This is a genomic window from Rudanella lutea DSM 19387 (genome assembly GCF_000383955.1).
Lineage (GTDB): Bacteria > Bacteroidota > Bacteroidia > Cytophagales > Spirosomataceae > Rudanella > Rudanella lutea.
Genome location: NZ_KB913013.1, coordinates 2,354,584 through 2,378,717 on the forward strand (window position 1 = coordinate 2,354,584; position 24,134 = coordinate 2,378,717).

Consider the following 24,134-nt stretch of genomic DNA (forward strand, 5'->3'; position numbering starts at 1 on the left):
GGTTTGGAAAGTCAGCCCCTTTCTTGTGTGCACCTTACAAGCTTAACATTCAATGAGCAGCAAAATGGCATTCTCCGAAAGCGCTTCGAACTCGATTTGGGCATCTTGAACACTTCGGAGGGCCAGACCGTCTTTGGCTTCGAGTAGGCGGTTCGCTACTTCAAAAGCGCCCTGCAACACCAGAACAAATACATTGGCCTGCGCATCGGTCAAGGAGTAAACACCCTCAGCTCGCCCATCGAACAGCCCGATACAACAGGCATGGGGCACTGGGCTACCCAATGCCACCAATGCGTTCCGGTGGCCGAAATCAATCGAAACAGTCTGGATTTTAGAGCCTCTCTCGGCCGTATCAACCGTGAGCCAGATGTGCAGTACGTTAATGTACTCCGTTTCGTAGGGGTTCGTGACGGTGTACGATTCGTTGGCCGCCAACGAGAACCACCCGGCCTGCCCCGGCTCCAGGAAGTCAGATACACCCCCACAACCATACCCAAGCCCACCCACAAGCGGCAGCAGCAATACCTCGGTTGGCTGCTCAACCCGGAGCGAAAGACTCGCCCCCGGCCGCAACACATCGTCGTTGAGCAGTTGCAACGCTCCGAATGGCCGACGACCCTCCTGCCGGTAAGCCCCGAAGTTGAAGGTATGATAACTCCGAAGCCCTTCGGATTCGGAACAGCCCCGTTCGGTGGCCAGAAAAATCTGTACGTCGGTTTGGGTATCCATGCATAACCACCCCACTGGGCGGATTTTTCTGTCAGGCTTTCACCACAATCGTGTGCGTCAGGGCATAGCCACCCGATACACTCCCCGACACGGTAGCCAGTTCGGTGGTAAACCCGTCGCTGAACACATTGTCGCGCTCGTTGAGGGTGTCCTGCGCACCTTTGGTATAGCCATACGACTGCCCCGTTGTGTACACCGTGTTGGTAGTAGCATACGGAAACGCGATTTGCGTCACCAATAGCGATTTCCCCGCCGAGTTGTAAATGTGTACATGAATGTGCGGAGCCCGACCCGAATACCAACCCGGAAAAATAGTGGTGAAACCTACGGCCCCGTTGGCGTCGGTCACCTGCCGCCCCCGCAGAAAACTAACGGCGGTGAAGTTCGCACTCTGCATCCCCGTTCCGCCGTATTCTGAGTAATAGCCATCTTTATCACAATGCCATACATCGACCAACGCACCGGCGAGGGCCGCACAGCTCGCATTAGCATTTTTGATGGTGATGTTCATGGTCATCGGGATACCCGTACGGCCGTCCCGAATGTCTTTCCGCACAAAATTGGCGGGTACTTTTGTCGGAAACGGGCCTTCTGTTTCGGTGGGAGTCACGGTACAGTCGGATGAAGAACTGCCGTTTGTTGAACCCGTTGACGTGCTACTGCCCGATGTTGACGTAGCCGCCGGGTCGACCTCGGTGCCGCTACAAGCCGCCATCAGGGGCATAATGGCGGTCAGGCTCAGTAAACTGCCGAAGCCGCGCTTCAAAAACTCGTTTCGTTCCATGCTAACAGGGATTTAAGTGGTTAGACGCCTTGGTCAGGATTAACCACAACGCTTTATATCACGTTACGGCGCAAATGGACCTTTTCGTTGCATAAACAGCCCTCCCTATCGGTAAAGAAGCCAAATGTGCCGACGAACCCGCAAATCCTGACTACTTTCGGTTTCATGAAACCATCGTTTGTCCAAAAGCTTCAGAACGGCAAGCCCCTGCTTGGTACGCTCGTTTCGCTACCAACCCCCGAAATTGCCGAAATTCTGTCGTCGGTCGGGTTCGACTGGCTGTTTATCGACATGGAACACAGCACCCTGAGCCCACTCGACGTACAGCGTCAGCTCCAGGCTATCCGGGGCGATTGCCACGGTCTGGTGCGTGTTGCCGAAAACAACCCGGTCTGCCTGAAACAAGCTCTCGATACCGGTGCCGACGGTCTGATTATTCCATCAGTCAACACCGCCGACGAGGCCCGGCAGGCCGTTGCCGGGGCAAAATACCCACCCGTGGGCACCCGTAGTGTGGGTATAGGGCGGGCGCACGGCTACGGAAGCCGATTTGCGGAGTACGTACGCGAGGCCAATGCCCGTACGGCGGTCATTATTCAGATTGAGCATATCCGGGCCGTCGAAAACCTCGACGCTATTTTGGCGGTCGAGGGGATTGATGGCGTTTTCATCGGCCCCTACGACTTATCGGGCAGCCTCAATCGTCTGGGCGAAGTGGGGCATCCGGACGTTCAGACTGCCATTCAGACCATAAAAAAAGGATGCCGACAACGCAGCATCCCGGTGGGAATCTTTACGCTACAGCCCGAATCGGTACCGGCCGAGCTGGAAAGTGGTACGCAGTTCATAGCGGTTGGTACAGATGCCTCGTTTCTGTGGAAAACCGGACAGGCCATTGTGGATTCCTTTCGGGCCAACCACGGGTGAGGTGTGTTTACCGTTTTGGGTTTGGGGCTTATCGTTTGCCCTTGCTTTTTATTCCATTTTCAAAGAGATACACCCCGTTTTTATTGGCAACCACGATATCAGGCTTCCCGTCGCCGTTGATGTCCTGCGCCACCACATTCAGGCCCGAGCCCGAATCATTGTCAATAATGTGCTCTTTGAAGTAAGGAGCTTTGCCAGGGGTAAACTCAAACCACATCAGAATAGCCGCGTCGCTATCGCCGGGATCGCGGCCGTGGTGGGCCAGAAACCGCTTCCCCGTGATATAATCGGCCCGGCCATCGCCGTTCAGGTCGGCCATAATCGACGAGTGGGTTTGGGCAGTCGTGTTACTCATGAGGTGCGTCCGGAAATTGATTTTGCCCGCTTCATCCACTACCTGCTCGTGCCACCAAACCCCCAATGCATGGGCCGATGCGCTCACCACGTCGTTGCGTCCGTCGCCGTTCACGTCGAGCACCTGCATGTGCGAGCAGGGTTCACCGAGGTTGGCGGGCCGAAACACCCAATTGCCCGCCTGTTTGTCGGCCGTGCCTTTGAACCAGCCCTCACGCACCACCACGTCGTTCAACCCGTCGTTGTCGATGTCGCCGTAGCCGATCCCGTGCGAAAACGGCTCGGTACCGGGTACATTTTCAGCGGTCAGGGCAAACCGTTTCCAGGTAGTCTCACCCGGTTTCGAGGGCGATTTAAGCCAGACAATCTGCTTTTTGGCCCGGTCTCCGCACAAAATATCGAGCCGCCCGTCGCCGTCGATATCCACAAAATTGGGCGACTCATTAGCTATCCCAACCGAATCGGCCAGAATGTGCTTTGTCCAGGCAACGGGCGAATTGGTCGACTTCTGTTTGGGATTTTCGAACCAGAAGCCCGGTTTGCCCGGAAAATCAACAATCACCACATCGTCCCAACCGTCCTGATTCACATCCATGCCCAGATTCAGAAACGAATTGCTGTACTCCTTGCGCGGGTCGAAGGTGCGCGAAGGGGCCATTTCGTGGCGGGTCCAGTTGGGGGCTTCGAACCAGTAATAGCCAGCCACAATGTCGAGCTTGCCGTCTTTGTTCAGGTCGGCCACGGCTACCCCTTCCGACAGAAAATCGCCGGTCAACTTGGTTTTTTTAAAGTTTCCGGCGGGTACCACCGCCCTGGCCGGTGCGCGGTCGGGGGTGTTGGCCGACTGCTGTTTCCGAACGTCAAACAGCGTTTTGGATGGCTCCTGCGCGTGAGTTAGCGGGCCGGTCAGCAACAACAGCGCGGGCACCCAGTAGCTTATATAGTTTCGGTTCATGGGTATTTGACTGAAAAAGGGTTGGACTTTGCTTACCGGCTACTCATTGAGCACTTTGGCAATCAGGGTCTGCAACTCATGGGCTTCGTGCGAATGCCCCATTTGGCCCACCCGGTCGTTTAGTTCTTTAAGGAGTTTTTTGGCATCGTCGGTGCCGATAGCCGCAATTCGTTGCACGGTATAGGGCAAATGCTTCGGCATTTTCGACTTCTGCGCCAACGCCAGCGCCCGCTTCATATCTACCTCCGCGAGCGGTTCCGACGCATACCAGAGCATCAGCGGCAGGTTATGATCGTCTTTGTCGGCTTCTTTCTGAACGAGGGCTTCAAGCACCTCCCAACGCTGCGCCGGGTCGAGCCGGAGCATGGCCGACGTAAGGTAGAGCCGCACCAGTGATGAGTTATCCTGCTGCGCCAGCTGCCCCATTCGTTTGAGGGTTTCGGGCGATACCGCCTTGTCTTCGGCCAACAACTGAATCGCCCAGCTGCGGACGTATTCGTTCTCGTGGTCGAGCAACTGAGTCAGTTCGGCTTCGGTCAGGCCACCGGTTACGTGCAACGCCCACAGCGCCCGCAGCTTGCGCGTTGGGTCGGGGTTGGTTTTCAGAATTTCTTTGAGCGCCTTGTGTACTTTCTTGTTGGGACCGCGCTCCTGCAACAGCGTGCGGGCCTGCCGCACGTACCACTCGTTGGCGTGCAGCTGATACCGCACCAGCTCGGTATCGGAGGCTTTCGACAGGTCAACCTGCACCCACTTGTCGTTTTCGTGGGTGATTTTAAAAATCCGTCCCATCGTTTTGTCGTGCACATCAGGGTTTGAGCTGTGGCACTGATTTTTGTCGTACCAGTCAATCGCCCAAACCGCCCCGCTCGCGTCGTATTTCATATTGAGCCACTGCGACCAGGAGTCGTTCATGGCCAGAAAATCGGGGCGGTGATTTACCGTATAACCCGACCCCGCGCGGGCCGGATGGTCGCGGTTGAGTCGGGCTCCGTTGATATTGTTCATGAACACATCGTTGCGGTACTCCTGCGGCCAGCTGCCACCGAGGTAAATCATAGCCCCCGCGTGGGCATGACCGCCCCCGGCCGATGCCGAACGGAAATTGCCCGCGTGCGGCCCGCGCTCCCCTACCCAGTGCACATGGTCGGCATGGGTCTTGATATCGTCGTAGGTGTAGGGATTGAAATGCTTCCCCGCCTGCCGCACATACCGCCCGCCCTGAATCATGTGGTACATGTGCGGAATCACGCAGGCCGTGATAAAAGCGTGGCCGTAATCGTTGAAATCAATGCCCCAGGGGTTGCTCGTTCCCTCGGCAAAGACCTCAAACTGCCCTGTTTTTGGGTGGAACCGCCAAACGCCCGCATTGAGCTTTGTTCGCTCCGAATCGGGTGCACCGGGTTTACCCACCTTGGAGTGGGTAAATACCCCATGATTGCCATAGAGCCAGCCATCGGGGCCCCAGCGCAGACTGTTGAGCGTTTCGTGGGTATCCTGCGTGCCCCAGCCGTCGAGGAGTTTCTGCGGAGGGCCAGCCGGTTTATCCGTTTTAAAATCGGCCGGAATGAACAGAAGGTACGGGGCTGCCCCCAGCCACACGCCCCCCATGCCTACCTCAATTCCACTCACGAGGTTGAGGCCATCCATAAATACCTTACGGCTGTCGAGGGTGCCGTCGCCATTGGTATCTTCAAAAATCAGGATGCGGTCGCGGCCTTGCCCTTCGGGGGCGGGTACGGGGTAGGTGTGCCCCTCTACCACCCACAAACGACCCCGCCAGTCGACCGTGAAACAAATGGGCCGCACCACATCGGGCTCGGCAGCCGCCAGCGTCACCTTGAATCCTTTGGGCGGGGTCATGGCTTTGGCTGCTTCCGGGCCCGACAGGCCGGCGTTCAGAACGGGGTCAAGCGGGGGCAGAATAATGATATCCTGCGGCTTCAACTCATTCGGGAATGAAGGGCGGGTTGGGTAAAACAGAAACTCATCGAAGTTGATATGCGCCCACTTGTCGTTCGGAATGTAGGGAATTTGCGAAATGCCCGTCTCGTTGTCGATGATTCGGATAAAAATTTCCTTGTTCAGATAGGGCTGCAATGCCACCACAACCGGCTGCAAGGTGGCCCGCCCCTGCCCGGTGCTGTGAAAAATAACCTGGTTGGTAGCGGCCTCTACCAGCTCAACGCGGGTATCCTGCAAGGCTCCGCCCGATACCCGAAACGCGGCAAACGGCTGCGTAACGGTGAAGGGTGCCGATGTGAGGGTACCGGTACGTTTGTAGTTGGCCGTGCCCCCACTGCTCAGAAAGTACTTCCCAGCAAAATTGATGGTCATGTCTTTCTCGTGCACGGGCGAGGGGTCGGCATCGACGAGCGGGTTAGCGAAGGCATCGCCGGTAGCGGTCCAGTCACTAAGCGAGCCCGACTCAAAACCAAGGTTGAGCGGTTGGCCGTTTCGAGTGGGCACCTGCCCAGCAACGGTGGCCGTGCTGATGGCTCCTTCAACGACTTCAACTATACCCACCATGCCGGCCGTGCGGTGCCCCGGCACGGTGCAATAATAGGTATCACTTTGGTCGGCCCGGAACGTGATGCTCGTTTGGCTGCCTTTCTCCTGCAAGGTTTTGCTCTTGAGACCAAGCTTTTCGAGGGCAATGTCGTGCGTCATCAACTCCCCGTTGGTGATCGTGATGCGAACCCGGTCGCCTTTGTTGGCCTTCAGGGTCGGATTGCGCGAGCCATCTTTGGCAAAATAGCCGAGCATGGTCGCTTCGAGGGCGTAGTCGCGGTCAATTTTGGCGGTGTCGGCGGGGTTCGACCGGTCGGCAGGTCGGGCTTTGGCAGTCTGCGCCAGTATTCCATCGGGCGATACCAGCAGCAACCCCGTCCAGAGCAGAGAGATGCGTACACAAAAACGGTTCATGGTTAAGGGGGCAATCGTTCAGAAACAAAGTGATGTAGGGGCTAAACGTAAAAGGGGACCGTTGCCAGAATATACGGGATCCGGTGATACCTATACGCTAAAATTACGGATTGGGCCATCCGGGCTTTTACAGCACGGTAATGGTCAGATCGCGAAACTCAACCTGAGCCACTCCCCCGCTATGAATCTGCACCGCAATAACACCCCGAGCCGGTATGGTCGGGTCGGTTTCGGTGTAGTCGCAGGTTTTCACACCGTTGATGTAAAGTTCATGCCGGTTGCCCCGACAGCGGACGATGTAGCTATTCCAACCCTGCTTGTTCAGCACATGCCGGAGCGTGCGCCAATCGCCCCCGGCCAGCTTACCCCGCCGGTGTTCATCGTAAATATCACCCCAATAGCCATCGCCAATATCGGCCTGATACCCCACAATCTGTCCGTCTTTAAGCACCGACCGGTATTGGATGCCACTGTTAATCATACCCGTGGCCGGGTCGCCGGTGAGCCGAAACAGGCAGCGAAACTCAAAATCGCCGTATTCCTTCTCGGTGCGCAGGTAGGTATTTTCGGGAATCTTCTTCAGCCCGTCGCCACTCCGAATGGTGCTATCGGCCACAAACCAGAGCGTCGCGTGGGCCGGGTTGACCGGCTGCCAACCTTTCAGGGTTTTCCCATCGAAGAGCGACACCGTTTTTTCGGTCGATTGGGCGCACAAGACCGATGGACTGAGCAAGAGTCCCAACAACACAAGTTGCCCCGACAACGAGCGGGGTAGGTTCCAGTTCATAAAAGGGAGGCACAGTCGGCCCGGTAAAGGTGATTAGGTAGTGAGTAAAGAGCCCCTACCTACTCCGGTTACTCACCTCAATCCCAACGGGGTTCTCTCTAAAAACAAGCATTGCCGCCCCGGTTGCGGAACGGCAATGTGTTGGGCATGGGCAGCCAGAGAATTTAGCTTAGGCCACCGAACTGTCGGCCACCGGACTGCCGGCCACCGGGTTGCTGGCCACCATCTTTTCGATGAGCAGAATAAACAGGTGGATCACCTTGATGTGGATTTCCTGAATCCGGTCGGCATAGCCGAAGTGTGGCACCCGGATTTCAACGTCGGCCTGTCCGGCCAGTTTACCCCCGTCTTTTCCCGTGAGCAGCACCACCCGCATGCCTTTGGCGCGGGCCGCTTCGACAGCCCGAATCACGTTGCCCGAATTACCGCTCGTACTGATACCCATCAGCACATCGCCCGCCTGACCGAGACCCTCGATAAAGCGCGAAAACACGAAATCGTAGCCGTAGTCATTGCCTACGCAGGTGATGTGGCTTGAATCTGAAATAGCAATGGCAGCCATTGAGGGGCGATTTTCGCGGTAGCGACCCGACAGCTCTTCGGCAAAGTGCATGGCATCGCAGTGGGAGCCGCCGTTGCCGCACGAGATGATTTTCCGGCCATCGGTCAGCGCGTCGGCCATGAGCCGGGCCGCCTGTTCAATCTGCTGCAAATGCAGCGGGTTATTCATAAACGACTCCAGCACCGCCTGTGCTTCGGCCAGTTCTTGTTTGATTAAATCAAGCATAGTATGGTAGGCATCGGGTGATTGGCCCGGCGCGTTTTAAAACAATAGATTCCGGTATGCGTAATTCCAGCGGATACCAATCGACGCAAACTGATTGGTGTACTCCAGCGGCCGGAATTGACTCGACTGAAGCCGGTACGCATAGCGCCCTTCAACAAAGAAATTGTGCCGCAGCATGTACGACGCCCGCGCATCCACGAAGGTTGTGATAGTGGTGCGGCCCTGCCCGATAAAGTTACCGTCTGTGCGGAAACGCGTCTCGTAGTTTTTGGTGATGTTGCTGCCGTAGTTACGTCCCGGCGGGTCGGCACCGTACTCAGCTACCCGGAAAATACCCGTCAGAAACAGCTTGTTATACTGATAACGAGCAATGCCGATTGCCTCCTTAAAGTTGCCTCCCAGCGGATGCGCCAACGGTTGATTGTAATGCGTGTAATTGGTTTGGCCACCCAGGTGCGCGTACATATACGGGCGAGCCAGGTTGTACTCACCCTGCAAATCCAGATTCGGCACCCCAAACGCGTCGATGTATTTGAGGCCCAGCTGCACGGCATACTTGTTTGTCCAGGAGCCTCCGTTGTTGATCAGGTCATTGATCCGAAATTCATCGAACATGATCTGCCCGTATGCCATGAAATGCTTCAGGAAATTAGCTTTCGCATCGATTCCGGCAAAGCTATTGTCGGCACTACCCCGATACGACTCTACAAATCGGTACAGAATCAGCGGGTTCATGTAGCCAATTTCGAGCCGGTCGCGGCTGTAAACGATGGACTCAAAAATACCGACGTTGACGTGCTTCCCGATATTCACACTCAGGTGGTGCATGGTCGAGTACTTATTCGGAATCAGCTGCTCATTGCTTGTCAGCTCCACATTCTGCAACTCCGTAAACAGGTTGGTGTACTGAATATGCTTGCCGAAGCGGGTGGTCAGTTTCAGGAACAGGTAGGGCGAGGCATTGTCGGACAGGAACATGGACCGGAATCCGTTGCCGAAGAAATTGCGGTCGTGCCCAAACTGTACGTTAATGATCTTGAGCAGATTGAAATTGAAGCTGCCCCGTGCCGATATAAAGTCGGCCCCGAGCCCACCACCGGCCGGAAACCGCTTGGTAAACCCTTCGCCGGGGGCAAACCCATTGGCATCCGAAAGGTCGGGCTTGCCGTACAGCTGAGCGTATTCGCGTACATACTTCGGGTAAAAAACCTGATTATCGGCAAAATAGGAATAGAATCCCAGCTTTTTACCGATGGTCCCGCGCACCTCAACCCCACGCGTATTGGCATACGTACTGGTACGCTCGGGGTCGCTGCTGTCCAGATCAAAGCTCAGGTTGATAACCGGATTAACGTGCAGGTCGAACTCGGGCGTTTGTACGCTGTAGAAGTCGGCTTTTTTCTTGTAAAAGACCTTCAGAAAGGGTCGGCGGCTGTCGCCGGGCGACGAACCAACGCCGTACTGCATGTTGCGAATGATGCCATTGTCCGACGGTATCGTGTCTGTCCGGGGCATAACCCACTCCCAGCTATCGTTGCGCAGATAGGCCAGATTGAAGCGATCGGCGCTGGAGAGCCGATAATCCAGATTGGCCAGTACGCTGTCGGTGAGTTGCACAACGGCCTGTCGGGTGTACGGCTTGGTAAAGCTGTGAAACCCCTCGGCCCAACGGCCCTGCCGGATTTCCATCCGGTCGATCAGGTGGTGATAATCGGCATTATACGGTAGATGTGGACTTTGCGCTTTCGCTAATAACGTTGATAAAAAAGCCAGCAGTAATCCGTAAAGAACGTGTTTCATAAAAAGCATCGTACAACAAATGCTGGGCCAACCCCTCATTCCTGTTCATTTTGTGGGCAAAGTAAGTCAATCCGGGCGGAATACGTACCTGTTTTTAGCGTAAACTTGCAAACCCAAACGGAAGCCCTCTTATGTTTGTTTTCGCCGATTTCAACTCCATAGCCAATCAATACATCGCCGAACTGCGCGACGTGACTATTCAGAAGGATCGGATGCGGTTCCGACGCAACCTCGAACGGATCGGCGAATTGATGGCTTACGAAATTTCCAAAACGCTGGCTTATCAGAATACGAACGTACAGACGCCCCTCGGCACGGCCAATGCCCCTTTGCTGCTGCGTCAGCCCGTGATTGCGACCATTATGCGGGCCGGGCTACCGTTCCATCAGGGGTTTATGAACTACTTCGATCAGGCCGACAACGCGTTTGCGGGTGCGTACCGGGGTCATGTACTGGGCACCGATGTCAATGAGTTTGAAGTGGCTCTCGACTACATTTCGTCGCCCGATTTGGCGGGTCGTACGCTCATCATTGCCGATCCGATGCTGGCTACCGGCCGCTCTCTCGAAAAAGTATATCATTCGCTGCTTCGGTACGGGATTCCGGCCCAAACGCATATTGCAGCCGTCATTGCCAGCCCCGAGGGCGTTGCTTACATGCAGGACCGGCTCCCGCAATGCCATTTGTGGCTGGGTGCCATAGACTCTTACCTCAACGACCATTACTACATTGTACCCGGCCTCGGCGACGCGGGCGACCTGGCCTTTGGCGAGAAAGTGTAGGCGGTAATTAGTCGTTAGTAAATCACGTGCAGGGCGCCTTCCTGTGGTCGGCGGCCCGGCGCCCTGACTAAATAACGGTACACACCGGCGGGTACTTTCTGGTTTTCGTAGGTGCCATCCCACGGACGCCCGTCTTTGTCGGCATAGTACACCACGCCCCCGTTGCGGTTGAAAACAAACACCTCAGCCCCGTCGAGGCTCGTCAGATTCACCACCTGCCAGGTGTCGTTCGTACCGTCGCCGTTGGGCGTAAAGGCCGAGGGCATAAAGAGTTTAATATCGCGGACAATGTCGATCTCGTCCTCAGCCGGGCAACGACCGTCGGACGTAGTAACGCGTAACTTATAGGTGCCCTCCCGCGCGGCAATCAGGCTACCGCTGCCAGGCGAGGTAGCTCCCCCGAACGTCCACGCAAAGCGATAGGTAGCTGGTTGAGGTGCCGACCGCAGAATAATCTGATCCCCGTCAAACAACAGTTGGGTGCGCTCGGTCAGGATTTTGGCAGAGGGTGGCACCGGAGGCAGCACCTTCAGCGGGTCAGAGCTTGACTCATCGCCACAGCCGTACGGAAACTGCTTTTTCACAGTGTACGTCCCCTCGTCGGTCACCGACAGGGTTGAGCTGGTTGCCCCGGCAATATCTTTTCCGTTCAGCTGCCACTGGTAGTTGAAGCCCGTTGCCGTTGCCGATGTTGCGAGGGTCACCGGCGAGGCATCGCAGCGTTCGAGGGCGGTCGTACTACTACCGTTGGTGGTGATTAGCGGTTTGTCCGACTTGTTCAGCTCACAGTCGACTACCGGAATCTGGTACTCGCGCCGGGTTTGGCTGATAATGGCTCCGTTGCGTTTTTCGGTCACCATGACGGCAAACAGGTACAACCCCACCCGCGAGGGCGTGAGCGTGAGCAACCCGTTGCCACTGATCTGAAGCGGAAACACACCCGGAATTGGATTTTTTGTACCTGATCCCGGTGCCCACTGTACCGCAGGCACATTGCCGACGGTCAGGTCGCCAGCAATATTGACAACCTGCGAGGGCTTGAGAAAACCCGCCAACGGATCCACGAGTGCGTACTCAAGTTGATCGCCGTCGGCATCTTTGGCCGCAAAGCTGAGCGTGAATGCTTTTTCCTTACAAGCGTACTTGGCTTCAGGTACCGTAAACTCGGGCGTACTGTTGGGAGCAGCCGTCGGGAAAAAGTCGAGCCGGAGGGCCATACCCGTTTGGCTGGGGTTCAGAATATTGACGGGATTCGTCTCACGGCAGCACCGTTCGAAATAGATGAAATACCCGCCGGGGTCGTTGTAGGTAGCCTTCGACAGGGTAATGTCCCGCTCGAACGTCCACTTCGTAATCAGCAACGAAACCTGCTTGGCACAGGGATTATTGGCTTCAAACAGGTTTCCGTACTTTCCAGTGTCGAAGATGTTCCGGGACTCAATCTGTTTACCATCGCTCCGTCGGTAAATATGGCAGGCAAACAAGCCATCCACTTTGGCGGCATTCGGTTTACTTCGGTCTACGTAGAGGTTCACCGTCAGGATGTACGCATCGGGCGTACCCGTTGCCCGCAGAGACATATCGCCCCCGATCACCCCGATCAATTCAAAGGCCCGGGCAGACACGCTCAGGCATAAGGCAAACACCAAAAAGCAGATAGTTCGTAATCCGTGTTTCATGCGCTCTCCTCGTTTTTTGTGGGCGGATCGATCTCAAAATTACAAAAACTTGCCTAATGTATACGAGCGTTTAGCATCCGGTAGTTTTCTCCCAAAACAAGAAAATCGCCAGTAGTAGGCGGCTTTCAAACCTTGCCGGTTATGAGCCTGCCTTCTACTGGCGACTTGAAAATAATTCGTCTGATGACGGCCTGCGCGGCCCGACCGAGCGCGGCCCGGCGCTTAGTTCAGCAGTTCGTCGAACGTCAGACTTACGTAGTACGTAGAGCCGATGTACGGGCTGCCAAACGCTTGCAGGTACGGCTTACCACCGAGGTTGGTAGCTCCTACTTTGATGATCGACTTGAGGCCGGTCAGTTTGTAGTTCACCATCGCATCGAGGTTACGAATAGCCGGTACAATCGTGTTGGCGTAGAGCGGTACACCTACTTCAGTAGGCTGACCGAAACCTTCCCACACAAACTCATCCTGCGCCCGGAACGTTACGCCAAACCCAAATTTCGAGTTGCCCGTTGGGCGCTTCGAGAAACCGAGGTTATACCGGTTTTTGGGCGTGTTGAAGCCAGCCGTTTGCAGCTCTTCTGATGGCGTAAAGTTGTTCAGCTGGTTGTTGGCAATGTTACCCGAAATGACGTAACCCTTCGGCAAAGCATAGTTCAGGCCGATAGCCCAACCCGACGCCGTGATCCGCTCTGAGCTGTTAACCGGCATTGAGAAAGCCCGGCGTGTGCTGCCGCTGAATACACCAGAAGCTTCGGGCAGGATACCCGGTGCAATGGTAGCCGTTGGCTGAATCAGCACTACGCTACCGAGGAAGTCACGGTACACACTGTAGTAGTAATAGGCATCAACAAACAGACGCTTGTTGAACACACCCCGGTAGCCGATCTCGTAGTTAGCTACGCGCTCGGGCTTGAACTCCCGACGCTGGTAGGGTTTCAGCCCGGCTAAGTTAGCAGCTACTGCCTGCGCCTGAATGAAGTTAGGCGCGTTGGCCGTTACCTGAGCGGTTACGTTCTGGGCAATCAGACCCTGTACCTGTGGCGTAGCCAATTGAGCCGTTACGCCCTGCTGGATAGCTGCTGCCGCTGCCGCTGCCGGAATCTGACCAGCCGCTACGGCCGCGTTGACCTGTGCTGTCACGCCGGCAGTTACCTGCCGCGTAACTTCTGCGATCACTTGTGGCTGTACAATAGCCGTGAGGGCCTGAATCTGCCGGGTACGGAAATCCTGGCTGGCAGCCGTAGTCTGGATGGCGGCACCAACCTGAGTTACGTTGGTCCGTGAGAACGAGTTTGCCAGATTGTAGCGGGTGTAAAATTCGGGCAAACCACCAATCAGGCGAGCCTGGGGGGTCAGCAGGTCAATGTACTGGTTTTGCGTGGTCGGAATCCGGAAACCCGTCTGGTACGACACCCGGAAGTTATGATCTCCAAACGTCGCTACAGCCGATACACGGGGCGTAAACTGCCCTTTGAAGTTTTCGTTCTTGTCGTAACGGGTCGAAGCCGTGATGGCCAGATGCTCGTTGAACAGGCTCTTTTTCACCTGTAGGAACGCGCCGTACTCATTAATGGGGATGGTACCAGTGCGGCCTTCGGCCAGATCGGCGAAGAGTGTACCTGCCGACCGTAGTTGATACTGACGGAAGTTGGCCCCTACGAGAACATCAGCAAATTTGATCTGGTTTTTGAAGTTGTACACCCCTTCGGCATGGTAGAGGTTGGTTTTGTCGGTAAACGCACCGCCACCCTGTACAATCGGCGTATCGCGTACGCGGTCACGCAGTTGCTCGAAGGCCGCCGTTCCCGGCAATGGCCGACCCTGATCGGCAGCCGCACGGGCCGCTAAGTGGGCCGCGGCATCAGCCTGACCAGCCGCCCGAGCGCCTACGTACGCACCAATGTACTGAGGGAACCAGGTGGTGCTGGGTTTCCAGCCCTCGTTCATAAACACAGCCGCTAAGCTCGACGCATACGAGTCGCCTGAGCGCTCCTGCGTGGTATAGGCTCGCAGGGTAAAGTTGTCGCCCCGGAGTTCGAGTTTAGCCTGCGTCAGTGCAAAGTTACGCAGCGAGTAACGGCCCTGTGCCGTGTACACCGTAGTACCGAAACCATAGTTGATCTGACCAACGGCTTCGATTTTTTCGGTAAGCCGGTAGTGCATAGCCGCGTTCAGCTTGAGGCTCTTGGTGTTGTAATCGACCAGGTCGCGCTCGCGCCAGCCGGTCCGGCTCACGTTCACGTTCGGAATCAAGCCATTGCTCAGGGCCGTCTGCAACTGCGTGCGCAGCGCTGCAGGGGTGTTTGGGTTCGCAATAATGCTGTTAGCTACGGCCTGCATACCCTGCTGGTTTTCGTCGCCATACACGTTCATACCATCGTAGTTCGGCAGGGTGCCCGCGCCCCGGTCGGGATCGAGTGCGCCCGTAGTTGTACCAGCTGCGTTGAGGTTGGTATAGTTGGTAGCCTGCCAGTCTTTTGCCTGCAGATACGAGGCATTGACCTTAAACGCCAACTTGTTGTTGAAGGCCTTGGCGTACCGGATAGAAGCGTCGTAGAACGGCGTATTGACCACGTCGCGGTTGCTGGCCGACATAATGCCGGTTTTCACGTTGGCGCTCAGCCCCTGATACAGGAATGGGCTCTTCGAGTTCATCAGAATCAGACCCTGAATGGCATTGGGGCCGTACAGGGCCGAGGCTGCACCGGGCAGGATCTCAACGCTCTCCACGTCGAGTTCGGGAATACCCACAATGTTGTCAATCGGGAAGTTCAGACCGGGGGCCGAGTTGTCCATCCCGTCGATCATCTGCACCGTACGGGGGTTACCGGTAGCGCCAAATCCGCGCATGTTGATCGATTTGAACAGCAGGCCCTGCGTAGCCACGTCGATCCCTTTGAAGTTGGCCAAACCCTCGTAGAAGTTAGAAGCGGGCGTTTGCTGAATGGCGCGAATGTCCATTTTCTCGACAGAAACGGGCGATTTCAACACACTTTCTTCTACGCGGCTCGCTGATACAACCACCTCTTCGCCCACCGTTACCTGCTCCGACAGGACGATATTCAGGTCAGAAACGTTACCGGTTACGGTTTTTTCCTGGGTCTGAAAACCAACCGACGAGATCACAATCTGAAACGGGGGCGGGGTGTTCGTACTGAACGAAAAGTTACCTTTTGTGTCGGTAATTGTGCCAACTACCTTGCCCTTAACGGCAATGCTCACCCCGGCAAGGGGTTCGGTGGTGCTGGCGTCCGTTACTTTACCACTCACATTTACTTGAGCAAATGCACTGATACTCAGAAGCAAAAGCAGTAAGGGTAAAACACGTAATGAATTGGTAAGCGTTTTTAGCATAATCGAATGCAGTTTGATGGGTCTATTGTTTGTTGTCAACTACAAGCAAAGCTAATTAAATCATCCATTTTGTTCTAAAAAATCTTGTTTGATTGAAATTAAACGACCATTTAACCAACTCACGCCAGCCCCTATACATGTTAAAATGGGTGTGTTCCGGGAAAAGCAAACTACTCCATAAGAAAATAAACCGGTTGACGTCTTTTTGCTGTTACTTTGTCGATATGTTACCGGCCTCAGTAAGCAACCGGCAACCAATGACTGACGACTTTTTATCATGAACCATACATACGTCATTATCATGGCGGGTGGGGTCGGAACGCGTTTCTGGCCGTTCAGCCGTACCAACAATCCCAAGCAATTTCACGATGTACTCGGCACGGGCCGAACCATGCTTCAGCAAACGGTTGACCGCTTCGACGGTGTTTGCCCCCCCGAAAATATCTACATCGTAACGAGCGATAAGTACAAGGAACTTTGTCAGCAGCAGATTCCGAGCCTCACCGACGAGCAGATTTTGTGTGAGCCTATTGCGCGCAACACCGCTCCCTGCATTGCCTACGCATGTTATAAAATTGCCCAACGCGACCCACAGGCCAACATTGTAGTTTCGCCCGCCGATCACGTTATTCTGAAAGAAGAGGAATTCCGGCGTACGATTCGCACGGCTTTGGAGGCTACAGCCGCACAGGATATTCTGGTGACGCTGGGCATTCGGCCAAGCCGCCCCGATACCGGCTACGGGTACATTCAGTATATTCCAGATGGCGAGTCGGACAGCAAAAATGGGCGTCCACTGCGGGTAAAAACGTTCACCGAGAAGCCGCACCTCGAACTGGCTAAGCAATTTGTTGATAGTGGTGAGTTTGTCTGGAACGCGGGCATCTTCGTCTGGAACGTGCAGGCTATCATGTCGGCCTTCCGAAAGTATTTACCCGAAACTGCCGAAGTATTTGAAGAGGGGACGCCCCACTACGCCACCGACAAGGAAACCTCGTTTATCGACAAGGCCTACTCGCTCTGCAAGAGCATCTCCATCGACAACGGGATTATGGAGAAAGCCGACAATGTGTACGTGGTTTTGAGCGACTTCGGCTGGTCGGACCTGGGCACCTGGAAATCGTTGTACGAGGTGTCAGATAAAGACGAGCATCAGAATGCCGTTGACGCCCATACGATGCTTTACGATACTCAAAACTGCATCATCAAAGCTCCGAAAGACCGCTTGGTCGTTGTTAACGGGCTCGACGGCTACATTGTGGCTGAGTACGATAATGTGCTCATGATTTGCCGCAAAGACGACGAGCAGAAGGTAAAACAGTTTGTGGCCGAAGCCAAAGAGCAAGGCGCAACGTTTGTATAGACAGGTGACGCTGGAGTTCGTCACCTGTAAATGAAAAAAGACAGCAGAGGTTAGACTTCGCTACCGTAGCTTTAAGTCTGACCTCTGCTGTCTTTCTGGTTTAAAGACCCAAGGCTATGCCCCGGTGCCTCCCCAACCCTGAGCGCGCAGGCGGGTTTGCTGCCCGGCCTTGGTGGCCAGAATAGTCTGGGCAGGGTCGGCGGTGAGGTAACCGATCGCCGTGATACGGGCGTGGTTTTTAAGGGATTCGAACGCTTGCGGCCGAACAGTAAACAACAGCTCGTAGTCTTCGCCCCCGTTAAGGGCTGCCGTGAGCGCACTGATGCCAAATTCGGTAGCTGCCAGATGAGCCTGATCGTCGATCGGGATGTTTTCGTCGAACAGTACGACACCCGTACCCGACTGCCGACAGAGGTGTAGTATCTCCGACGATAATCCGTCCGAAATATCAATCATTGCCGTCGGTGTAATATCGAGGTCGCGGAGCTCGTGCACAATATCGGTGCGGGCGTCGGGCCGAAGTTGCCGCTGCATCAGATAGGCTCTTTCTTCCGAAAGCGACGGCTGCATATCGGGATTGGCCAGATACTCCTGTTTTTCGCGTTCGAGCAGTTGCAGACCCAGGTAAGCCGCCCCGAGGTCGCCGGTTACGCACACCACATCATTGGGTTGGGCGGTGTTACGGTACGTGATTCGGTCTTTGGGCACCGTACCCAATACCGAAACCGAAATGACCAGCCCCGAGCGCGAGGCCGTGGTATCGCCCCCCACCAGATCCACTTTATAGGCCGCACAAGCCGCCCGAATACCCGCGTAGAGTTCGTCGACGGCTTCGACCGTAAACCGGCTGCTGAGCCCAAGGCTCACGGTAATCTGCGTAGGCAGGCCGTTCATGGCCGCAATATCCGACACATTAACCGCTACAGCTTTGTAGCCCAGGTGTTTAAGAGGAGTGTACGTCAGGTCGAAGTGAATACCTTCGAGCAGCATATCTGTCGAGATCAGGCCGTACTCCGTATCGTTCAGTGCAAAAACGGCGGCATCGTCGCCGATACCCCGAATGGTGCCCGGTTGCTGAGGTGTCTCAGTAGCCGTACGGATACGGTCGATGAGGCCAAACTCGCCGATAGAATCGATTGTCGTCATGGATGAATGCAAAAAAGCCGCCCGGCTTTCGTCAGCAGAACGGCTTACAAATCAACTAAGTTTTTTGGCTACGGGTTCTTCAGCGTGTACACATTCACGGTGCCGCCTGTTTTCTGGCTGGCCGTGGTACGCGTCAACACCACCTCTGTATCGCCTAAGTTTGTAATGGTAAACTCAATGGTTCCGTTGGTTCCGGTAGGTTGGGGAGTCAGGTTTTTCAAGATCAACCGGTTATCGCCCTGTACTTCCCACTGACCGGAAAACCGGTTGCCGTCAAACTCTACCAGCGTCACATTGGGCGACTGGCTCAGGTCGAGCCGGAAGTTAGTATAACCAGGCCGCACATTGTTGGCACCACCTGCTGTAAACACGGTTGTGCTGTTTTCGTCGACCTTACGGGCTGTCCAGGCTTTGGCAATCCGCTCCGATACGGGGGCAGTTTTGGGTTTGCCACAGCCCGTCAGAAGGGTCACAAAAGCCAGCAGGCAAAAAAGAGCTGATAGAGAAGTCTTCTTCATATTCGGATATGCGTAAACTAAGTGGTTAAAGATACAGTAATTTTGTGATTCCATACAAAACCCAACCTATTGAACGTGACGCCCGGCGACTCAACCGACCGTTTGCCTACCTACACCCGCGCCCAGCTGGCCCTTCGGAACGGTTCGGACCGCGACGAAATCTGGTGCGCCTTTCGCGGGTTGATCTACGACGTTTCGGCCTCGCGGCTGTGGCGCAACGGTAAACATTACGAGCACTGGGCGGGTCAGGATCTGACCGACGAACTCCCCGATGCCCCTCACGGCGACTGGGTTTTTCAGAAATTCCCGGCCGTCGGGCGGTTGGCATAGGTTGCACTTCTATTCATTCACTATGATCACCCTCCTTGCCGATAGCGGCTCTACCAAGACCGACTGGCGCGTGCTCAGTTCCGGGCAAAAGACGTACCAGCTTACAACGAACGGTCTGAATCCATATTATCAGGATACCGACGCCATTTACCAGACCCTCACCGACCAGCTGGCCCCTCACCTGTTGCCGCAGGAGGTGCAGGCCGTGTATTTCTACGGGGCCGGTTGCGCCAACGCCGAATCTAACGCCGTTGTTGAGAGGGCCATTCGGCGGGCTTTCCCCAACAGCCAAACGGTTTCGGTTGCATCAGACATGCTTGGGGCCGCGCGCGGGGCCGCCGGACATGAGCCCGGTATTGTGTGTATTCTGGGCACGGGGGCCAACGCCTGTTGTTACAACGGCCAAACCATCACCCGCACCATTCAGTCGCTTGGATTCTGGCTCGGCGATGAGGGCAGTGGCGGCTATCTGGGCAAAACCCTCGTCCGCGACTACTTCCAGCAACGGCTACCCGAACCGCTCCGGCAGGCCTTTACCGACCGGTATGCCCTCGACCGGGCCACCCTGCTCGACAATGCGTACAAAAAGCCGTTTCCAAACCGCTATTTCGCCAGTTTCACTCCGTTTTTATCGGAGTACATCAACCATCCATACGCAAACAGGCTCGTGACCGATGCATTTGTGCTGTTTTTAGAAACGTACGTGCGCCCTTTTCCAGAGCATGAGGCCTGGCCGATACACGTGGTGGGGTCGGTGGGTTATTATTTCGCCGAACAGCTTCGGCAGGCGGTGCAAGCCGTGGGTGGGCAAATGGGTCAGATCCTCAAAAGCCCCGGCGATGGCCTGGTGCAGTACCATCAAGGGATTTAATCAGCCACTCAATGCCAATTGAACGCGAAGGCAGATGTACGCCCATTTGCTTTATTAATCCGCGAAAATTGGCTCCATCCATGTCATCCGCGTACCAATTCCACAATACTATACAAATTACAAACCGTTGCCCCCTCCCGGTAGTTTACCTTCCAACCCCGTACCTTTGTACCCGAATACAACGCACAGGATCAACCATAATGGCTAATCGATTTTTCTTGAAAGTAAAGGACGTCATCCGCGAAACCCCCGATGCGGTAACGATCCAGTTCTGGCACCCCATCAGTCAGGAAGTACGCTACCAACCCGGTCAGTTTCTGACGTTTCTCCTCAATATCAACAACCAGAAAGTACGCCGGTCGTACTCAATGTCGAGTTCTCCACACGTCGACGTGTCGCTGGCGGTAACGGTCAAACGGTTGCCGGGCGGGCTGGTTTCCAATTACCTCTGCGACCGCATTCGGAAAGACGATGTGCTGGAAACCCTTGAGCCCATGGGTACGTTTGTGCCCAAACTCGACCCCACCAACCGCCGAACGGTTGTGCTGATTGGCGCGGGTAGCGGCATCACGCCCCTGTTTTCGATGGCCAAGTCGGTTTTGCACAGCGAACCCCACAGCCGGGTTTGGCTTATTTACGGCAACCGCAATCAGGAGTCGATTATTTTCAAGGCTCACCTCGACGCCATGGAGCAGGCCTATGGCAGTGCGCGGTTCCACACCACCCACGTACTGAGTCAGCCCACGTATGGCTACACCGGTACGGAAGGGCGTTTGAACAGCCACATGATCATCAAACTGCTGGAAGAGTTGCCGCAGTCTGAGCGCGACAATGCCCATGTTTACCTCTGTGGCCCCGATGGTATGATGGACGAAGCCCGCAAGGCGCTGTCGCTCGCCGGTATCCCAACCGACCGCGTACACAAGGAAAGTTACGCCACGGCCACGACCGAATCGGCTGTGGGAGACGTAGAAGAAGACCCCGCAGCGGCCGAATCGGCCGAAGGCGAAGTGACTATTCTATACGAAGGATCAGAATACAAATTTGCCGTAGCTCCTCATCAGACTATTCTGGAAGCCGCTCTGGAGCAAGACATTGACCTCCCCTACTCGTGTCAGGCCGGCATGTGCACCGCCTGCCTGGGCAAGTGCGTGTCGGGACAGGTAAAACTTGATGAAGAAGACGCCCTCTCCGACTCCGAACTGAAAGCCGGCTACATACTCACCTGCGTGGCGCACCCAGTGGGCAAAGACGTGGTCATTGAAATTGATTAAACCAGCAGACCGGGTTGTTGGCTTACTAATTTGGTGAGTCAGCCGTAACAAAAAACGGGTAAAGCTTTTTGAAAGCTTTACCCGTTTTTTGTTATCTACTCCTCAGGGGCCCGTGGGGGCTTTGGCGCGGGGCGCGGAGCCTCGGCCGGGGCAGCTGCCGGGGCGGGTTGCAAAGCCGCCCGCCCCCGGATAGCCCGTGGCGGCCGGGGCGGGTGAGCCCCATGAGCGGGTACACCGGGAGCCGCTGGCACAGGAGCTAAGGCTGCTGGAGCCGGTACGCCGGGTGGGGGCGGCACGGGGGATACAGCCGCACGGGGTACTCGTGGCGTACGCGGCATTCGAGGAGCGCGGGGCTCTCTGGGCGCACGAGGTTCCCGAACGGCCGGGGGTTCAGGTGCTCCGGCTGGGCTCATGGCCCGCATTTCGCCTTCAACCCGTCGGTAAGCCTCTTCGGCCCGCCGGTACGCTACCTCAGCCTGCCGATGTGCATCTTCCGCAATTTGTTCGCTCAGTTGGGCAATTTTCTCCGTCAGGGCAAACGTTGGCTCGTACAACGTGTTGATCGAATCGCCGATGGTGGCCAGACGGTTATAAAATGGCTCCATACGCGCATGCGCGGGCTCCACTTGTTCGCTCAGCTTCTCCATTTGCTTTTCGAGCCGTTCCATCTGTTCTTGTACCTGTCGGCTTTGCGCTTCTTTCTGCCGGATCAACGCGCGAGTCTTGGCGTCGTTCTGGCTACTCAGCCGATTGAGTTCACGCTCCAACGGCCCAAGTTTCTGCGTCAGCGCACTATGCTGACGGGCCAGTTGACCCAATTGCCGGGTAAGGGGTTCGAGCTGCTTCTGCGACTGGCTATTTTTGCGGGTCAGCTCGGCCATTTCGTTCGAGAGCCGCTCGATGGTTGCCTGACGCCCGCTCATCACCTCGTTCATCTGCTTGGTGAGTTGCTCAAGCTCTTTCTGAGCCGCCCGCATCCGGGCCGTATCCTGAGCCGCGATAGGCGCAATTTGGTTAACGAGTTCCGTCTCAGTTCTGTCTGTTTCGACCACCCCTTTACGCACCGAGTCGACGTCGGATGCTTCCGGGCGGCTCAGTATCTGCAAGGCAGGAGCACTACCCATCGGTACCGAAATCGAAGCAGATGCTGCCTCAACGGACCTCAACCTACTGGCAGTTAGCGCATTGGCCATAGCCGCCTGCCGCTTTTGGGTACGCGCCACCGAAGAGACGGTTTCTTTACGTTGCACGGCATATACCGACACGCTCACGCCCAGTAGGGTAATCAGCGTAAGCACCGCCAGTTGACTATTTGAAACGAGCGGCTGAGTGGGTACGCCCAGCATCCGCCGAACCCGCTGCAATAGCTGTTGGCGTTGGCCGGCAAATGCCATTACGAGGTGGGGGGTCTCGGCACCAGCCCGCTGCCACTCCTCTACCCGGGCCAACGCGCGGGCCAGAATCCGGGCGTCGCCCACAACAGCTACGGCCACATCGTCGCAGCAATGTTCGCGCTCTTCACGTACCCGTGCCGAAAGCCACCATAGGGCCGGGTGAAAAAAGTAAAAAACTTCTACCACTGACTGTAGCATGTTGAGCCCGTAATCGTACCGCCGGATGTGTGCCAGCTCATGCGCCAGAATAGCCTCTACATCAGCAGCACTCAGGCCCGACAGCAACCCCACGGGCCACAGCACCACCGGCTTGAGCAACCCCACCACAACCGGGCTCGACACCTGTGCCGATACCTGCAACCGGGCCCGTATGGCCAGCCGTTGCGTGAGCCGATCCATGGTTTGACTTAACAAAGCTGGTACGGGCAAGGTGGCCGCCTTCCGTAGCCGTTGTACGTACACCCAGCCCCCAACTAACCGAAGACCAAATACACCCACACCCACCAGCCACAGCCCCACAATCTGAGAAAGATGCGCCGACAGAAACAATTGTAGGGCCGCGAGCCCCGACGGCCGGGACAATGCAGCCGACTGCACCCACCAGGCCGCAGCCATACTGCTCAAGTGAATACTGGGGGCCGGGGTAGGATCGTAATAAAACCCAAACGTTACCGCCGACGCCATCAACTGGGCGAGTAATGCCGCCATGCCCAACCGGTAGCGTACCACAGCCCGACTCCGGCGCATCAGGTAAAAACAGACCGCTACGGGCAATACAAGGGCAAAACCCTGCCAGAGGGCATGCAGGAGGGTCCAGCCTACCGCTTCGGCAACCGGACTAGTGAGCCAATTACTTTGATTCATGATCTTGTGAACCGTCGGCGCGGCTGTTTAATAATCGTTTGATCTCGTCCAACTCATCGGCACTGGTCTTGTGCCGCCCCAATACCTGCATCACCAATTGCGAAGCTGACCCTTTGAAGGCCGTTTCCAGAAACCGGTCGAGCAGGCTCTGCTGGGCCTCCTGCTCGCTCAAAGCCGCTGTGTACACGTGCGACTTGGCCTCTTCCGAACGCGTCAGTAGCCCTTTTTCGTACATAATCTGCATCAGCTTCAGGGTTGTGGTGTACCCAATTTCGCGTTGCTGACTCAGTTGGTCGTTTACTTGCCGCACCGTGCGAGGACCGTGTTGCCACAGCACGTGCAAAATCTCCAGTTCAGAATCCGTTGGGCGCATAACTTATCTACGAATGATTTCGTAGCAAACATGTACGAAAGATTTCGTAATGTCAAATTTTTAGGAAAGAAATCTTTTTTAAACGGTAAATCGTTTTGAAAAGGAACGCGAAATATGGAGAGGAACACGGATTGA

At 55.8% G+C, this 24,134-nt stretch carries 19 protein-coding genes; 6 read left to right on the forward strand and 13 right to left on the reverse strand.

Annotated features, from left to right (window positions below; all coding sequences use genetic code 11):
- Positions 1–42: 42 nt before the first annotated feature.
- On the reverse strand, positions 43–729 hold the full coding sequence (locus RUDLU_RS0109765) for a pirin family protein (protein WP_019988191.1): 687 nt from the start codon (positions 727–729) through the stop codon (positions 43–45).
- A 31-nt stretch (positions 730–760) separates the two neighbouring features.
- The gene (locus RUDLU_RS0109770) at positions 761–1,513 is read right to left on the reverse strand and encodes a dioxygenase family protein (protein ID WP_019988192.1); all 753 of its coding nucleotides are present in this window, start codon (positions 1,511–1,513) and stop codon (positions 761–763) included.
- Positions 1,514–1,678: 165 nt separating this feature from the next.
- Between RUDLU_RS0109770 and RUDLU_RS0109775 the strand changes: the two genes are divergently transcribed.
- Positions 1,679–2,440: an HpcH/HpaI aldolase family protein gene (locus RUDLU_RS0109775; protein ID WP_019988193.1), complete on the forward strand. Its 762-nt coding sequence runs from the start codon at positions 1,679–1,681 to the stop codon at positions 2,438–2,440.
- A gap of 28 nt (positions 2,441–2,468) precedes the next feature.
- Here RUDLU_RS0109775 and RUDLU_RS0109780 read toward each other — a convergent pair whose 3' ends face one another.
- The 5 genes from RUDLU_RS0109780 to RUDLU_RS0109800 form a co-directional block, all read right to left on the reverse strand.
- The gene (locus RUDLU_RS0109780; RefSeq protein ID WP_019988194.1) at positions 2,469–3,749 is read right to left on the reverse strand and encodes an FG-GAP repeat domain-containing protein; all 1,281 of its coding nucleotides are present in this window, start codon (positions 3,747–3,749) and stop codon (positions 2,469–2,471) included.
- 39 nt (positions 3,750–3,788) lie between these two features.
- Positions 3,789–6,674, reverse strand: coding sequence for a PVC-type heme-binding CxxCH protein (locus RUDLU_RS0109785; protein WP_019988195.1), 2,886 nt, complete (start codon positions 6,672–6,674; stop codon positions 3,789–3,791).
- 127 nt (positions 6,675–6,801) lie between these two features.
- Positions 6,802–7,461 carry a 3-keto-disaccharide hydrolase gene (locus RUDLU_RS0109790; protein WP_019988196.1) on the reverse strand — a complete coding sequence of 220 codons (660 nt, stop codon included), beginning with the start codon at positions 7,459–7,461 and terminating at the stop codon, positions 6,802–6,804.
- A 169-nt stretch (positions 7,462–7,630) separates the two neighbouring features.
- Positions 7,631–8,248, reverse strand: a complete 618-nt coding sequence (gene lpcA, locus RUDLU_RS0109795) for a D-sedoheptulose 7-phosphate isomerase (RefSeq protein WP_019988197.1) — start codon at positions 8,246–8,248, stop codon at positions 7,631–7,633.
- A 36-nt stretch (positions 8,249–8,284) separates the two neighbouring features.
- Complete coding sequence (locus tag RUDLU_RS0109800; RefSeq protein WP_044130194.1) at positions 8,285–10,048, reverse strand: hypothetical protein; 1,764 nt, start codon at positions 10,046–10,048, stop codon at positions 8,285–8,287.
- Positions 10,049–10,179: 131 nt separating this feature from the next.
- Between RUDLU_RS0109800 and upp the strand changes: the two genes are divergently transcribed.
- The gene (upp, locus tag RUDLU_RS0109805) at positions 10,180–10,830 is read left to right on the forward strand and encodes a uracil phosphoribosyltransferase (protein WP_019988199.1); all 651 of its coding nucleotides are present in this window, start codon (positions 10,180–10,182) and stop codon (positions 10,828–10,830) included.
- Between the two features lie 14 nt (positions 10,831–10,844).
- Here upp and RUDLU_RS0109810 read toward each other — a convergent pair whose 3' ends face one another.
- Together RUDLU_RS0109810 and RUDLU_RS0109815 are read right to left on the reverse strand one after the other, a co-directional pair.
- Positions 10,845–12,509 (reverse strand): T9SS type B sorting domain-containing protein, encoded by a 1,665-nt coding sequence (locus tag RUDLU_RS0109810; protein WP_019988200.1) that lies wholly within the window; start codon positions 12,507–12,509, stop codon positions 10,845–10,847.
- A gap of 222 nt (positions 12,510–12,731) precedes the next feature.
- Positions 12,732–15,866, reverse strand: coding sequence for a carboxypeptidase-like regulatory domain-containing protein (locus RUDLU_RS0109815; RefSeq protein WP_019988201.1), 3,135 nt, complete (start codon positions 15,864–15,866; stop codon positions 12,732–12,734).
- Between the two features lie 277 nt (positions 15,867–16,143).
- Between RUDLU_RS0109815 and RUDLU_RS0109820 the strand changes: the two genes are divergently transcribed.
- Entirely contained in the window at positions 16,144–17,229 is a 1,086-nt protein-coding gene (locus RUDLU_RS0109820; RefSeq protein ID WP_019988202.1) for a mannose-1-phosphate guanylyltransferase, read from the forward strand.
- A 114-nt stretch (positions 17,230–17,343) separates the two neighbouring features.
- On the opposite strand, the gene thiL is transcribed toward RUDLU_RS0109820, so the two are convergent.
- Positions 17,344–18,375 carry a thiamine-phosphate kinase gene (gene thiL, locus RUDLU_RS0109825; RefSeq protein WP_019988203.1) on the reverse strand — a complete coding sequence of 344 codons (1,032 nt, stop codon included), beginning with the start codon at positions 18,373–18,375 and terminating at the stop codon, positions 17,344–17,346.
- A gap of 68 nt (positions 18,376–18,443) precedes the next feature.
- On the reverse strand, positions 18,444–18,893 hold the full coding sequence (locus RUDLU_RS0109830) for a hypothetical protein (RefSeq protein ID WP_019988204.1): 450 nt from the start codon (positions 18,891–18,893) through the stop codon (positions 18,444–18,446).
- Between the two features lie 69 nt (positions 18,894–18,962).
- On the opposite strand from RUDLU_RS0109830, the gene RUDLU_RS0109835 reads away from it, so the two are divergent.
- From RUDLU_RS0109835 to RUDLU_RS0109845, 3 genes are all read left to right on the forward strand, one after another.
- Positions 18,963–19,223, forward strand: a complete 261-nt coding sequence (locus RUDLU_RS0109835) for a cytochrome b5 domain-containing protein (RefSeq protein ID WP_019988205.1) — start codon at positions 18,963–18,965, stop codon at positions 19,221–19,223.
- A gap of 22 nt (positions 19,224–19,245) precedes the next feature.
- Entirely contained in the window at positions 19,246–20,094 is an 849-nt protein-coding gene (locus RUDLU_RS0109840; protein WP_019988206.1) for a hypothetical protein, read from the forward strand.
- A 200-nt stretch (positions 20,095–20,294) separates the two neighbouring features.
- Positions 20,295–21,368: a ferredoxin--NADP reductase gene (locus tag RUDLU_RS0109845; RefSeq protein WP_019988207.1), complete on the forward strand. Its 1,074-nt coding sequence runs from the start codon at positions 20,295–20,297 to the stop codon at positions 21,366–21,368.
- Positions 21,369–21,463: 95 nt separating this feature from the next.
- Here RUDLU_RS0109845 and RUDLU_RS28725 read toward each other — a convergent pair whose 3' ends face one another.
- Both RUDLU_RS28725 and RUDLU_RS0109855 read right to left on the reverse strand, forming a co-directional pair.
- Entirely contained in the window at positions 21,464–23,626 is a 2,163-nt protein-coding gene (locus RUDLU_RS28725) for a M56 family metallopeptidase (protein WP_019988208.1), read from the reverse strand.
- Positions 23,613–23,999, reverse strand: coding sequence for a BlaI/MecI/CopY family transcriptional regulator (locus tag RUDLU_RS0109855; RefSeq protein ID WP_019988209.1), 387 nt, complete (start codon positions 23,997–23,999; stop codon positions 23,613–23,615). The genes RUDLU_RS28725 and RUDLU_RS0109855 overlap by 14 nt, the downstream gene beginning before the upstream one ends.
- Positions 24,000–24,134 lie beyond the last annotated feature (135 nt).